The organism is Desulfomicrobium orale DSM 12838, assembly GCF_001553625.1.
Classification (GTDB): domain Bacteria; phylum Desulfobacterota; class Desulfovibrionia; order Desulfovibrionales; family Desulfomicrobiaceae; genus Desulfomicrobium; species Desulfomicrobium orale.
In genome coordinates this window covers 1715722-1728954 of the sequence record NZ_CP014230.1, presented here as the reverse complement: position 1 = coordinate 1728954, position 13233 = coordinate 1715722, and the positions used below count along the sequence as shown (strand labels likewise).

Sequence of the window (13233 nt, the reverse complement as noted above, 5' to 3'; positions counted from 1 at the left end):
TTCCTTTGAAGGCTGCTTATCGAATCACTATCGGCCCGTTTTGCAGGGCGGCCTTGAGCTGTTGTTTCACGTCGTCGACCCAGGCATCGATCTCCTCGTTGGTTTTCAGCGTGCGGCGCGGCACCTGAATGAACTGAGCCTTGGGCTCACAGAGTTCGGCGGCAGCACTGGCGACGTTGTCGAAGCGTGCGGGCATGGCCGCCACGCGGTCGGCAAACATCGACAGAGTGCAGTTGTCCAGGGTGGTCAGCACATCGTTGGTCGACTGTACCTTCACCTTGGGTCGGGCGGAGTCGTGCAGGAACTGGGCCGACATGAGCTGGTCATGCTGCTCCGGTTCCAGTTGCTGCCAGTTACTGTCGGCCGCCAGGCGCTTGAGGCCCTCCTCATGACGGGAGGCATATTCTCCATCGAGCCTGTTGAATTCATCGCGCAGCAGTTGGGTGAGGCCCGCGATCAGCGGCCCGACCGGGTCGGGTTCTTCGAGTAGCTGGCGCTGCTGCTCGATGGTCTTCACCTGGGCCAGGATGACCTCGGTTTCCTGAAGCCCGGAGGCGTGGGCCATCAAGCGCTTCAAGACGGTCCAGTTGGGCCAGTGTTTGGCGATGCGCTTAGCGAGATCAGTCCAGTTATCGATGTTGCCGCCCAACTCTTCCCGCCTGTTGTAGAGGGCAAGCAGTTGCTCATTGCCCGCAGTAAGGCGGATTTCATCGAGGGGTGCGGTGTCCGGCCGGGCCGGTTTCGGTGCCTCGCCGCCTGCTTGGTCGGCAAGCTCCAGCATTTTCTGCAGGAACTGTGGTATGTGGGCCAGTTCCTCGCCCTGCTTGGCCGAGAGGCCGAGCTTCTGCAGCAGCTTGCGGATCTGGATGCGTTGGGCGGCGGTGACGGTGGCGGATTCCACCTTGAACATCACCTTGCCGATGGTTTTGCGCTCCAGTTCCTTGGGGTCGAGGGTTTGGCCTCGCTCGTCCTGCGCCCGGATCAGCCCGGCCACCAACAGCACTTGCAGGCCGCCGTCCACGGCGTCACGCGACCATCCGTAGGGTGAAGACTCGAACTGGGTGCGGATGTCGGCACCTTTTTTGCCACCGGCAATGAAGCCGAGGATGGCTTTGCACACTGGATTTTTCGCAGGTTCGCCTTCGTCGCCAACGGCCTTGAGCGCATCGGGAGCGCCGGACTTAGCTTTTTCATAAACCTTGGACCAGCCCACGTGATCGGCGGTATGGAACTGCGGGTAGAGTCGTTGCAGCGCGTTGCCGGAGGCTTCCAGCACCATCTCCTGCAGATCGTTGCCGAGGATTTCATTACCGCCGCCCTGAAAGACGCGGGCTCCGGAGAAGGCTTCTTCGAGCAGTTCGCGGATTTTGCCTTCGGCGGTCTGCTTGGTGGTCTCCATGGCCGCTCGGGCTTCGGTGCCTTCCGGCGTGTTGGGAACACCGCGTTTATCCAAGGTGGCGCTGGCTGCCTTGTAATCGATGAGGTGGTGGCGGAGGTCATCGGCCGAACGCTTGGGGATGAACACAAAAACAGTCGGGGATTGATTGCCCGCTTGCCTTGAATCGACCCGCACCGAGTTTTCGTCAATGCTCCAGCCGTCGCGAACCCAGACGCAAATGCGCTGATCGGCATCGGTCGGAAGCTGGGCGTCGAACACCGGGTAGATGTCGCGGGTGACCTTCGAGCTACCCTGGGTCAGGGAGAGCTTGCGCACCATCTCGCCAAAGCGCTTGCGGATGCGGTCGTCGCGTTCGGCCTCGATGCGGTGCGCCTCGTTGGACAAGGCCGAGCGCTGGCTCAAGAATTCGTCGCTCCAGGCCGCGCTCTCTTCGGTCTGGATGCGGTATTCATCACCGACCTTCATCAGCAGTTCGCATTTATCTAGCAGGCTGGGCAACTTGCTGCGCAAACTGCTGCTGCCGCGAGAAAGGTTTTCGACCAGTAGATCGGCGAGAGTATCAATGGTGGCCCGGATGCCGATTTCGTTGTTCTGGCTGCCAAGCTTGTTGATGAGGAAGACCAGGCCGCAGGCGCGGGCCATGAGCTGTTCTTCTTCCGATCCCTTGTTCCAGCTCATGGTCTTTTCATGGACCTTGCGCGGCAGAATGCGTGACTGGAGCAATTTGTCGGCAGAGTCGAAGTAGAGATAGTCGGCCGGTACAACATGGCCCAGGGGCTCACTCAGGTTGGTCTGAATGACCTTGTGAACCATGCTGAGCTGGTTGCGAAGCTGACTGTCGGTTCCGGTCTGATCCATCACCCGTAGGGTGTTTTCCCAGAAACGACGGCGCACCGGCAGAATGGGATAGTCCTGGGGGAAATGCGGAATGTCGTCCTGCCTGTGACCGATGGTCGTGCCCGCCAGATGCCGGGAGATCTCACCCAGGTTGGTTTGCATGATCTGCTCAATGGGCGTCTTGGCTTCCGGCTTCTTGGCCAGAATGACCTGACGGATGACCGCGTCGACGTCGGCATCGGAGAGTTCCACGCGGATGGTGAAACGACCTTCGAGTTTCTTCAGGTTGCTGGTGCCGGTCACGGCGGTCTGTCCGGTGCCGATGAAGAGCAGTTTGCCGCCAATGTTCTTGCTGCAGGCTTCCACCGCCTCCTGGACGTCGATGGAGCGCTGGCTGTCTTCACCGATGTACTGCTGCACCTCGTCAAGCACCACCAATGTCAGCGGGAATTTGCCGTCCTTCGTCAGCGCCTGCCGAATGGCCTTGAGCATGTCATCGCTGGAAACGTCCTGAACGTAGGGGTAGAGATTGTTCAGGGTCTCGACGCAGGATGCGGGTGATGAAAAGAGCTTGGGCTTGGCCTGAACCAGGGCTTCGTGAAGCCCTTCGGCCACATAGAAGTTGTCCAGCTCCTCAATCCAGTCGAAGTCATTCTGTTCAACATGAGCGCGAACCTGGTCATAGATGCCTTCGTGCTTGAGCCACATGACGAAGCGGGCAACCGGATACTGCTCAGGCAATCCAGCGGATTTGAAGAGGATGCGCAGGAGTGCCAGCCGGACACTGCCGCTCGCACCGGCTCCCAGTGTGCCGGAGGCAGCGTGCAGCCCTCCATGGCGTTTGGCCTGGGTGCTCAATTCCTTGAAATTATCAGTGATGCCTTGAGGCAGGTTGGCAATGCCGCGAGCCGTGGCTCCATCCTCGAAGACCGTGTCGACCCAAAGCGCACGGAGCATTTTGACGAGGTGCGATTTACCTGATCCGTAAAAACCACTGACCCAAACGGCGGGTTGCTGTGCCTGGTCGATATTTTTGAGGTAGGTCTCAAGGATGTGTGACATCCCTTTCTCGTATTGTCCATCACAGACGAAGGTCTCCAGCTCGTAACGGAGCACCGCCAGCGCCTGACTGGTCTTCTCGTCGTTGACACTTGCCACCCCCTCGTTGACCAGCTTTCGGGTGGCCGGATCCTTTTGGTAAATATCACGATTATTCATCTTCAAACCCCTTATTCAATATCCCTTGTCCGCAGTGATCGGTACGGCGAGATAGTTCCACCCGTCATAGCCATCCAGCAGCCTGTAGTTATTGTTTTCATGGCTGCCCGGGAAAAAGACCAACAGCCGTCCTGTGACCATCGGGGCCAACTTGTCGACGACCTCTTTCACCTTCAGAAATCCGAAAAGCGAACCGACGCCTTTAATTGCCACGACGGAATCGGGTCCGCTCTCGTTCGTTTTAAGGAAGGTCTCGAATGCATCGGTGATGAATGCGAGGTATTTCGGCAGCAGCGTAGAGAGCAGATGTGGCTTTTGAAAGTAGCTCTTGGCGTACCTTTGCGAAGAGAACCAGATGGCAAAAGTATCCGTCAGGTCGAACATGGCCCACTCATGGCCTGCCTGTCGTGTGACGATTTCAAATTCATCGACCTTGGCTCGCAGCCAGAGTTCGTCTGTTTCGTTGTAAACACAGAAGATTACGCGCTGTGCGGCAGCGGCATCCTCGCGCCACGGAACGGAGATGTATTTCCTGTAGGACTGTATCAGCCGCTTAACTTTGCTCACGAAGCCACTCCATTTCTTCTTGATTGATCAGGTTTGGAAATAGAACTTCGATGACGTTACCCACGCGTTTGAACACAATCCAGCCTTTGCGAGAGGCCTCTTCGGCAAGTTCAATGGCTTTGTCGAACGTGCAATCGAGCAGCTTGGTGTATTCCGTCTGGAAAAGCGCCTGTCCTCTACTGCCTGCGAGATAGCCAAGGAGCAAAGCGTAAGAAACGCTCCCGGCGGTAGGATTAGCGTGGGAGCGTACTTTCCGGGCGCGTCCGTAGAGGTGACCGGACTTGGTCCAGGTTGCATTGATGTTTTGCGCCGTTGACTTCAGCGTCGCCTTGCTGAAGCGGCCAGGCTCTTGGCTGTCAATGAATTCCTCAAGAGACTCACGGGTGATCGTTGCGCCTTCCGGAAATTTCAGAATGAACGGTGCCGTAGACCGGAAAATGGAGTCCCGAGCGTAAGTGCAGAGCAGCGCCAGCAAGGGTTGTCCATCGATGTCCCGATTCCAAAAGTAGAGGAGAGCCCGGAAAAGGATATTGGTGGGGTCAAGCGAGTAAAGATCAACGAGATGCCTATAGGTGAGCGTACGGTTCTTGTTAGAGCGCTTACTTAGGCAATTCTCATCATCTATTGCTTGGAGATAAACATTTTTTTCGGCTTTAGGCTGGTCGACATAGTTTAAGAGAGCCCCCAGTTCCTCAAACATCATGGTGCGAGCAGTATGAACGCTTCCGCGTTCGAAGCGAAACCCGAAGCGGGATAATTGTTTATATTTTTCCGTCACGCTCACTGCTGGTCTCTCCTGCTCCGCTTTTGCGAACCCGCTCAATAAAGACCGGAATAATCCTTATCCCTCTGGAAAAAACAGCGTCCATGCTTCGCCAACAAAATCGCAAAGCATGAACGCTTCAAAGTAATCCGCAAACCGGTCAAATGAGCGCGCCTAAAGCTTGTAACCGATGGCGCGCAGCAAATTCGCCCGTTTGGCCTTGTCTTCTTCGGTCTCCACGCCCTGGGAGGCGAAGCCGTCCACGACGCCCAGAATGCCCCGCCCCTGGTCGGTCTGGGCCACTATGACCTGCACCGGATTGGCCGTGGCGCAAAACGTCCGGACCACTTCGGGCACGTTCTGCACGGCCTTCAGCACGTTGATGGGAAACATGTCGCGCATGAACAGCACGAAACTGTGTCCGGCGGAAATGGCCAGGGCATTTTCACGGGCCAGATCGATCAGTTCCGGGTCGGTGCCCGTGGTGCGGATCAGGCAGACATCGGAGGCTTCGCAGAAGGCCAGCCCGAACCTGGCGCCCGGCACGGCGTTGACCATGGCCTCATGGATATCCTCCACCGTCTTGATGAAGTGCGACATGCCCAGAATCATATTCAGGCTGCCGGGATTTTTTATCGTCACGAGAGAAAGTTCCATCGGAATACTCCTTTGAAGACAGCGCTATTTCTGCACCCGGGCGGTACCATCCGGGCTGTGCAGCACCCGGACCCGCTCGCCGCGATGGAATTGCAGATCGGCGGCCTGAGTGATGGAAAGGGTCTCGCCCGTGTCCATTTCCACGGTGATTTCCAGACCATTCTGTCTGGTCATGCCTTCCTCGGCCAAGGCTCCACCGGCCGCACCGCCCAGAGCACCCACGACGGCTCCGAGAACGCTTCCCTTGCCACGGCCGACCATGCTGCCCAGAACGCCGCCGACCGCGCCGCCGGCCACGGCACCGGCTCCGCTTTTGGTCCCTTCGATCCGCACCGGCCGGACATCCCTGACCGTCCCGTAACTGACCCGCATGCTCTGGCGGGCCTGATCGCGGGAGTAGGCCTGGCTGGACAGGCTGGAGGCGCACGAGGTGAGGAAAAACGGACCGACAAGGAAGAAGACCGCAAGAATGAGATACATGTGTTTTCGTTTCTGCATTGCGTACTCCTGTGGATAAAGGGATAACCAGTAGAATTTGTTTACTGCGACCTGTATTCCGGATCAGGAAGAAACTACTCCCGGCAAGGGGACGCCCGGATTCTGTCCGGCCCGGTCATGGGGCTTCAGCGCCTCCAGCAGCGTGCCTTCGGGGTTCGGGATATTCTTGGCCCGCATCACTTTCAGCAGCTTCTCATATAATGTATCCAGATCCACATACTGGGCCACGGATTTGTATTCGGGAAGGGTCAGCACCGAAGAATAAACCGGCTGATTGTCCGCGTCGTGACCGTTCAGGATGACCAGCGAAAAATTCCGGCCGACGGCGTCGAAGTCCAGTCTGAATTCCTTGATGTCGGTGTTGGTGATGGTGTTCAGGTTGGAAATGGATTTGGCGCGGGCGAAAATACCGGACATGATCCGCAGACTCTCTTTTTTGATCCGGGCCAGAACCTCGCGTTCGGACAGCTCGATGAGCAGGATGGATTTGTTGAGCTCGTAATAGAGCGCGTCAAAAATGCCGTTTTCCTTCAGTTCATCGTAAAGAGCCTCGAAATCCGCGTGGTTGATGCGCTGAAAATGCGACATGTCCGGCCGCTGTTCCTCCACCGCCTCGAAATCGTCACAGATGTACGGAACAATGGACGTTGTTTCGTACAGGTAAAATTCAAGGCCGATGGCTCCTTCCTCTTCCAGAATGGCGGACACGGACAGGTCGGCCAGAAGAATCTGCCCGTTCTCGATCTCCAGTCCATACCCGGCGAAAACTTCCCGCTGTCTGGCATCCGCAGCCTCGATGACGTAATTGTAAATGGGATAGGCCAGACCATCCTGATCGTGAATGGCCAGCTCCTTCCAAGAGGCAAACCGGGTGGCTACCATGTGCTGAAAAACCTTCCTGATGAACTTTTTCAGACACATGGTGAAAAGCTTCAATTCCTTGGCCCGCCCCTCCGCATCGTCGCAAAGCCCGGGCAGCCGTTCCATATCCTCGCAGTCTTCCTTCACCGCGGATTCCTCGCTCGTGTGACAAAATATATGCCGAAAAGCCTGCCCCGCCTCCGCCGGGTATTGACGGCCCGCAGGCGGATGTCCATGTAGACGGCGGCGCAGAACCGGAAAAAAGCTACCGGCCCGGAATCCCTCCGTCAACCAGGAGTCCCACATGAAACAGGCCCATCTCGAGTTTCCCCTGCACTGGGAATACAAGATCATCACCCGGCATACGGACCAGGCTCTGGAAGAAGTCCGCGCGGTTTTCAGGGAGCACGGCTTTGAAGAAGTTCCTTCACCCGGCGCCGTTTCCAGAAACGGCAGCTACATTACCCGCGCAGTAACCGTGCGCCTGAAAAGCAGAAGACAGATGGACGAGCTGACCGCCGCGCTGGGGAGATGTGAAAGCGTCAAATACCTGCTTTGACGCGCACGCCGTGTGCCCGCCATCTGACTCATCTTTTTGCTTGACGCTCCCTGGGGAAAACCGTAATTGCCTCTTCGTTGTCGAAGGCAAAAGATGTCTTGACGTAACACCCTGACATAATTTGTTTTTACAACGGGCCACTAGCTCAATTGGCAGAGCATCTGACTCTTAATCAGCAGGTTCAAGGTTCGATTCCTTGGTGGCCCACCAAAGCCAGAACTTCCGGGATGCGGAAAAAACACCGCATCCCTTTTTTGTGCCTGAAATCCTCCCTTCCTTCTCAAATCTGTCCCTATTCACAGCCTTCACCGCTTTTTCCGCATGGACGGGAAAACCCGGGCCATGCACAGCCGTCCCACAGGGAAATCTTCTTTTCGGAAAGCGCCTTGACAACCGGGAAGGGCCATTTATCTGAACGCGGCCGCAAGACGGCCCAGCCGTCCTACATTCTACCAAGGAGCATATATGTCCCAGACCGACCAGTTCGAATTCAAAACGGAAATCAAACAGCTGCTCGATGTCATCACTCATTCTCTCTACACCAGCCGGGAAGTGTTTCTGCGCGAGCTCGTGTCCAACGCATCCGATGCCCTGGACAAGCTGCGTTTCGAGCAGGCCCGCTCCACGGACATAAAAGACCCCGACCTGGAGCTGTCCATCGCCATCACCGCCGATAAAGACAAAAAGACCCTGACCATCGCGGACACGGGCATCGGCATGACCCGCGAGGAGCTCATCCGCAACATCGGCACCATTGCCCATTCCGGATCGGCGGAGTTCATCCGTCAGGCCATGGCCGACAAGGAGAACTCCTCCAACATCATCGGCCGCTTCGGCGTCGGCTTTTATTCGGTGTTCATGGCCGCGGACAAGGTTACCATCCGCACCCGGTCCTTTCGTCCCGATGCCAAAACCGTGGAGTGGGTTTCCGACGGTCTGGGTACCTACACCATCGCCGAGCTGGAGGACGACGCGCCGAGAGGTACCGCCATCACCGTGCAGTTGAAGGAAGACGCTGCCGAGTTCGCGGACAAAAACCAGATCACGTCCATCATCAAGAAGCACTCCAACTTCATCTCCTTCCCCATTCTGGTGCAGGACGAGAAGGTCAACACCGTGCCCGCCCTGTGGCGGGAGAACAAATTCTCCATCACGCCGGAGCAGTACAAGGAATTCTACACTTTTCTGACCTACGACCACGAAGCGCCGCTGGATACCCTGCACATGAGTGTGGACGCGCCGGTACAGTTCTCGGCCCTGGCTTTCGTGCCCCCGCACAGCGCCGACACCTTCGGCTTCGACCGGGACAATTACGGCCTGGATCTCTATGTGCGCCGTGTGCTGATCCAGACCAAAAACAAGGACCTCATCCCCGAATATCTGGGTTTCATGCGCGGCGTGGTGGATACGGAAGATCTGCCTCTGAACATTTCCCGCGAGACCCTTCAGGAGAATCTGCTCATCCGCAAAATCGCCAGCACGCTGACCAAGCAAATTCTCGGACACCTGAAAAAGCTGGGGCAGGACAAGGACCGCTACGCCGCCTTCTGGAAGGAGCATTCCAAACGCTTCAAGCTGGGCTACATGGATTTTGCCAACCAGGAAGCTTTCGGCGAACTTCTGCGCTTCAATTCCTCGCGCCACGACGGCAAGGACGGCCTCATCTCACTGGACGAGTACATTGAAACAGCCAAGGACGGCCAGAAAGATATCTACTACATTTCCGGCCCCAGCCGGGAGGCCATCGAACAGAACCCGCACCTGGAAATCTTCCGCGCCAAGGGTCTGGAAGTGCTCTATCTGTACGAACCCATCGACGAGTTCGTCATGGACAGCCTGCGCAAATTCAAGGACTTCGAGTTCAAATCCACGGAAAACGCGGACATCGAAAGCCTGGAGAAATTTGCCGACGCCGGGGAGAACGCGCCGAAATCTCAGGAGCTGAGCGACGCGGAAGCAAAAGACATGGACCGCTTCCTGAAACGGGTGAGGGAAATTCTGGGCGACCGCATCACCGAGGCCCGCGTGTCCAAACGTCTGAGCCAGAGCCCGTCCTGCCTGGTCAGCCCGGACGGAGCAACGTCCCAGATGCACAAAATCATGCAGCTGGTGACCAAAGACACGTCCATTCCCAAGAAAGTCTTCGAGATCAATCAGGATCACGCCCTGATCCGCAATCTCTTGGCCGTGTTCGGCACGGATGAAAAGGATCCTTTCGTGACCTCGGTCATCGAGCAGCTTTACGAGTCCGCCCTGCTGATGGATGGCTATCTGTCGGATCCGCACAAGATGGTGGCCCGCCTGAACCGGCTGATGGAAGATTCCAGCCTCTGGTACAGGGAGCGCGCCAACTGACGCATTCAACTCGTTTCATTCATGAACGGCTCTGACGAAAAGGCCGGGATATTCCCGGCCTTTTTCCATACCAGACGGCGAAAGCCCGTCGTGCGGCAGCATGGCGGGCTTTCGTGACTGAAGCGTATGAAAATCTAAATCTTGTTGACGGCCATGCTCAGCCGGGAAATCTTCCTGGCCGAGGTGCGCCAATGCAGGGTCTTCTTGCTGGCAGCCTTGTCCAGAATGGACGTGGCGGCCTGCAGGGCCTTGGCCGCGGCTTCCTTGTCGTTGGCCTCGATGGCCATGCGCACGGCCTTGACGGCGTTTTTGACCCGGGTCTTCATTATTCTGTTCCGCTCGCGGGCCTTGAGGCTCTGGCGGTGTCTCTTCAGGGCGGACTTGTGGTTAGCCAATGTCAAACTCCTCTGCGGAAAATACGCGTGTTTCAGTCAGTATCCGGATGTCTCTGCAAGAAAGCTCTGCTATGCAAAGGCCCCGGCTTCTGTCAAGCCGCTTTTGGGCCGGAGATGCCCTCTCCCGGCCAGCCATCTACACCTGTAACCGACCGAAATCCGCCACCCTGCCAACCATGTCCGTCACGCGGAAAAGCAGGTTCAGGCGGTTGGCGCGCAGGGCCTCGTCCTCGGCCATGACCATCACGCCGTCGAAAAACCCGTCCACCACGGGCCGCAGCACGCGCAACTGACCGAGCATGGCCGGGTAATCGCGTCCAGCGGCCAGACCGGCCCAGAGCGGTTCCACCTTCTCGACGGTCTCCAGCAAGAGGCGTTCGGCTGCGTTTTCCAGCAGGGAGGCATCCACCTTCCCAGTCAACGGCTGGTCCCCCTGCTTGCGGATGATGTTGGACGCCCGCTTCAGGGTCAGGGCCAGAGCCTCGAAGTCTTCTGCGCGGCTGAATTCCGCCAGGGCCTGAACACGCTGCCGGGTGTCGGAGATATCATCGAATCCGGGAGCCATGGCTGCGTCCAGCACCAGAGTCTCCACGCCCTGAGCGCTCCAGAAAGCCTTGAGCCGCTGCCCGAAGAAATCCATGAGCCTGTCCAGAGCCTCGGCGGGCACCAGCTTCCAGTCCACGCCGGTGTACCCGGCCTGGGCCTGACGCAGCAACGCGCGGAGATCGAGCTTCAGACCGAATTCCAGAACAATGCGGCACACTCCCAGAGCGTTACGGCGCAGGGCGTAGGGATCGGCAGCACCCGTGGGGATCATCTCCAGCCCGAAGCAGCCCGCGAGGTTGTCCAGCTTGTCCGCCAGAGACAGGATGGCCCCGCCCATGGTGGCCGGTACCGGAGAGTCCTGTCCCGCGGGCAGGTACTGTTCGTACAGGGCATCGGCCACGGCCCGGCTCTCGCCCTGGCGGCGCGCGTAAATACCGCCCATCTTTCCCTGCAGGTCATCGAACTCATAGACCATTTCCGAAACCAGATCGGCCTTGGACAACCGCCCGGCCCGGGCCATATCCGCCTTCAGTTCCGGAGCCGTTTCGGCTGCGATGAAGGCGGCCAGTTTCTCCAGCCTCCGGGTCTTGTCGCCCATGGTTCCGAGCGGACCGATAAAAATGACCCGATCCAATTTTTCCAGCCAGCCGTCGAAGGTCGCCGCGCAGTCAGCTTCCCAGAAAAACCGGGCGTCCTCCAGTCTGGCCCGCAGCACCCGCTCCCAGCCCCTGCGCACCAGCTCCGGCTGGCGGGATTCGATATTGGCCGCCGTCAGGAAATAAGGCAGCAGCTTTCCGTTTCCGCCGCGCAGGCCGAAACTTTTCTGGTGCGTTTCCATGCTGGTCAGCAGCACCTCTTCCGGCAGCTCCAGAAACTTTTCGTGGAATCCCCCGAGGATGGGCTGCGGCGACTCCACCAGCCCCGCCACCTGGTCCAGCAGGGCTTCGGACCAGATGACCGTGCCGCCCGCTTCATGGGCCAGACGGTCGCCGCCGGCGCGGATGGCTTCCTTGCGGTCCCCGGCCCGCAGCGTCACATGACCCTGACCGGACAGAACGGATTCATAAACATCGGCGTGGGGCACGGTGAGCGGACCCGGTCCCATGACCCGGTGCCCACGAGTTTCGCGGGAACTGTCAAGACCAGCGAAGGAAAAGGGCACCACCGCGTCGTCCAGCAGGGCCAGCAGCCAGCGCACCGGTCTTCCGAAGGTGCATTCCCTGCCCATCCACTGCATTTTTTTGGGAAACGAAAGAGACGGCAGTATCCGCACGCAGGCTTCGGCCAGAATATCCGCCGCGGCCCGGCCGCCCACGGTCTTTCTCACGGCCAGATAGGCGCCCTTGTCCGTCTCCTCCACATAGACTTGGGAGAAATCCACATCCTGCGACCTGGCGAACCCCAGTCCGGCCTTGGTGGGCCGACCTTCGGCGTCAAGGGCGATGCGTGCCGGCGGTCCGGACACCACCACTTCCTCCGTTCTTTGCGTCCCGGCCAACCCGGTGATGTCCACCGCCAGCCGTCTGGGAGTGGACGCGGCGCAAACCCGGCCGAAATCCAACCCGGCCTCGCCGAGAAAATCCGCAAATTTTTCTTCCAGCTCCCGGTTCAGACTGTCCAGAAACCGGGCTGGCATCTCCTCCACGCCTACTTCAAGAATAAAATGATTCATATTCGTTTCTTCCATGTCACTTGCACAGCGGATGATGCATGGCCTCGCGCTGTTCCACGTACAGCCGGGCCACGGCCGAGGCCAGAGCGCGCACACGGGCGATGTATTTGGCCCGTTCGGTGATGGAGATAGCTCCGCGCGCGTCCAGCAGATTGAACGTGTGCGAGCATTTCAGACAGAAATCGTATGCGGGCCAGGGCAAACCGGCGGCGCACAGCTTGCGGGCCTCCTCCTCGTAAGCCCCGAACAGGGACAGAAGCATTTCCGCGTCCGAATGGTCGAAATTGTAGCGGGACTGTTCCACCTCGGCCTGATGATACACGTCGCCGTAGGTGACATGATCGTTCCAGGCCAGGTCGTACACCGATTCCTTCTCCTGAAGGTACATGCAAAGCCGCTCCACCCCGTAAGTGATCTCACAGCTGACGGGCTCCAGATTGATACCGCCCACCTGCTGAAAGTAGGTGAACTGCGTCACCTCCATGCCGTTCAGCCATACTTCCCAACCCAGTCCCCAGGCGCCGAGAGTCGGACTTTCCCAGTCGTCCTCCACGAAGCGGATGTCGTGCACGTGCTTGTCGATGCCCAGCACGCCCAGACTGTCCAGATAGAGTTCCAGCACATTGGCCGGAGAGGGCTTCAGGATGACCTGAAACTGGAAATAATGCTGCAGGCGGTTGGGATTTTCGCCGTAGCGTCCGTCCGTCGGGCGGCGTGAGGATTCGGGATAGGCCACCCGCCACGGCTCCGGGCCGAGCACCCGCAGAAAGGTGGACGGATTGAAAGTCCCCGCTCCCACTTCCATGTCGTAGGGAAATTGCAGCACGCAGCCCTGTCCGGCCCAGAAGCGCTGCAGGTTGGAAATGACATCCTGAAAATTCATGTACGGCTCCTTGTATCTCCGGC

The 13233-nt window shown here is 58.3% G+C and carries 11 protein-coding genes and 1 tRNA gene; 3 read left to right on the top strand and 9 right to left on the bottom strand.

The window, feature by feature from the left end:
• Nucleotides 1-16 precede the first annotated feature (16 nt).
• The 6 genes from brxC to AXF15_RS07890 all read right to left on the bottom strand — a co-directional run bounded on the left by brxC (nucleotide 17) and on the right by AXF15_RS07890 (nucleotide 6947).
• Nucleotides 17-3454, bottom strand: a complete 3438-nt coding sequence (gene brxC / locus AXF15_RS07915) for a BREX system P-loop protein BrxC (protein WP_066605667.1) — start codon at nucleotides 3452-3454, stop codon at nucleotides 17-19.
• Nucleotides 3455-3469: 15 nt separating this feature from the next.
• Nucleotides 3470-4021: a BREX protein BrxB domain-containing protein gene (locus AXF15_RS07910; protein WP_066605664.1), complete on the bottom strand. Its 552-nt coding sequence runs from the start codon at nucleotides 4019-4021 to the stop codon at nucleotides 3470-3472.
• Nucleotides 4008-4805, bottom strand: a complete 798-nt coding sequence (locus AXF15_RS07905; protein ID WP_211258963.1) for a hypothetical protein — start codon at nucleotides 4803-4805, stop codon at nucleotides 4008-4010. The genes AXF15_RS07910 and AXF15_RS07905 overlap by 14 nt, the downstream gene beginning before the upstream one ends.
• 153 nt (nucleotides 4806-4958) lie before the next feature.
• Nucleotides 4959-5441, bottom strand: coding sequence for an adenosine-specific kinase (locus tag AXF15_RS07900; RefSeq protein ID WP_066605662.1), 483 nt, complete (start codon nucleotides 5439-5441; stop codon nucleotides 4959-4961).
• A gap of 24 nt (nucleotides 5442-5465) precedes the next feature.
• The gene (locus tag AXF15_RS07895) at nucleotides 5466-5939 is read right to left on the bottom strand and encodes an outer membrane lipoprotein (protein ID WP_083517940.1); all 474 of its coding nucleotides are present in this window, start codon (nucleotides 5937-5939) and stop codon (nucleotides 5466-5468) included.
• Between the two features lie 63 nt (nucleotides 5940-6002).
• Nucleotides 6003-6947, bottom strand: a complete 945-nt coding sequence (locus AXF15_RS07890; RefSeq protein WP_066605659.1) for a hypothetical protein — start codon at nucleotides 6945-6947, stop codon at nucleotides 6003-6005.
• A gap of 157 nt (nucleotides 6948-7104) precedes the next feature.
• Between AXF15_RS07890 and AXF15_RS07885 the strand changes: the two genes are divergently transcribed.
• The 3 genes from AXF15_RS07885 (at nucleotide 7105) to htpG (ending at nucleotide 9714) form a co-directional block, all read left to right on the top strand.
• Nucleotides 7105-7359, top strand: coding sequence for a YbeD family protein (locus AXF15_RS07885; RefSeq protein WP_066605657.1), 255 nt, complete (start codon nucleotides 7105-7107; stop codon nucleotides 7357-7359).
• 134 nt (nucleotides 7360-7493) lie between these two features.
• Nucleotides 7494-7569 (top strand) — tRNA-Lys (locus tag AXF15_RS07880).
• 255 nt (nucleotides 7570-7824) lie between these two features.
• Nucleotides 7825-9714, top strand: coding sequence for a molecular chaperone HtpG (gene htpG, locus AXF15_RS07875; protein ID WP_066605653.1), 1890 nt, complete (start codon nucleotides 7825-7827; stop codon nucleotides 9712-9714).
• A 134-nt stretch (nucleotides 9715-9848) separates the two neighbouring features.
• On the opposite strand, the gene rpsT is transcribed toward htpG, so the two are convergent.
• From rpsT to glyQ, 3 genes are all read right to left on the bottom strand, one after another.
• On the bottom strand, nucleotides 9849-10109 hold the full coding sequence (gene rpsT, locus AXF15_RS07870) for a 30S ribosomal protein S20 (protein ID WP_066605651.1): 261 nt from the start codon (nucleotides 10107-10109) through the stop codon (nucleotides 9849-9851).
• A 136-nt stretch (nucleotides 10110-10245) separates the two neighbouring features.
• Nucleotides 10246-12327: a glycine--tRNA ligase subunit beta gene (gene glyS / locus AXF15_RS07865; RefSeq protein ID WP_066608835.1), complete on the bottom strand. Its 2082-nt coding sequence runs from the start codon at nucleotides 12325-12327 to the stop codon at nucleotides 10246-10248.
• Between the two features lie 16 nt (nucleotides 12328-12343).
• A complete protein-coding gene (gene glyQ / locus AXF15_RS07860) occupies nucleotides 12344-13210 on the bottom strand; it encodes a glycine--tRNA ligase subunit alpha (RefSeq protein WP_066605648.1) in 867 nt (288 codons plus the stop codon).
• Nucleotides 13211-13233: the final 23 nt, after the last annotated feature.

Bases quoted from the DNA above. Each gene is read 5' to 3' on its own strand.
- glyS (WP_066608835.1), bottom strand. From the start codon at position 12,327: ATGAATCATTTTATTCTTGAAGTAGGCGTGGAGGAGATGCCAGCCCGG.
- AXF15_RS07895 (WP_083517940.1), bottom strand. From the start codon at position 5,939: ATGCAGAAACGAAAACACATGTATCTCATTCTTGCGGTCTTCTTCCTT.
- glyQ (WP_066605648.1), bottom strand. From the start codon at position 13,210: ATGAATTTTCAGGATGTCATTTCCAACCTGCAGCGCTTCTGGGCCGGA.
- AXF15_RS07885 (WP_066605657.1), top strand. From the start codon at position 7,105: ATGAAACAGGCCCATCTCGAGTTTCCCCTGCACTGGGAATACAAGATC.
- AXF15_RS07900 (WP_066605662.1), bottom strand. From the start codon at position 5,441: ATGGAACTTTCTCTCGTGACGATAAAAAATCCCGGCAGCCTGAATATG.
- htpG (WP_066605653.1), top strand. From the start codon at position 7,825: ATGTCCCAGACCGACCAGTTCGAATTCAAAACGGAAATCAAACAGCTG.
- brxC (WP_066605667.1), bottom strand. From the start codon at position 3,454: ATGAATAATCGTGATATTTACCAAAAGGATCCGGCCACCCGAAAGCTG.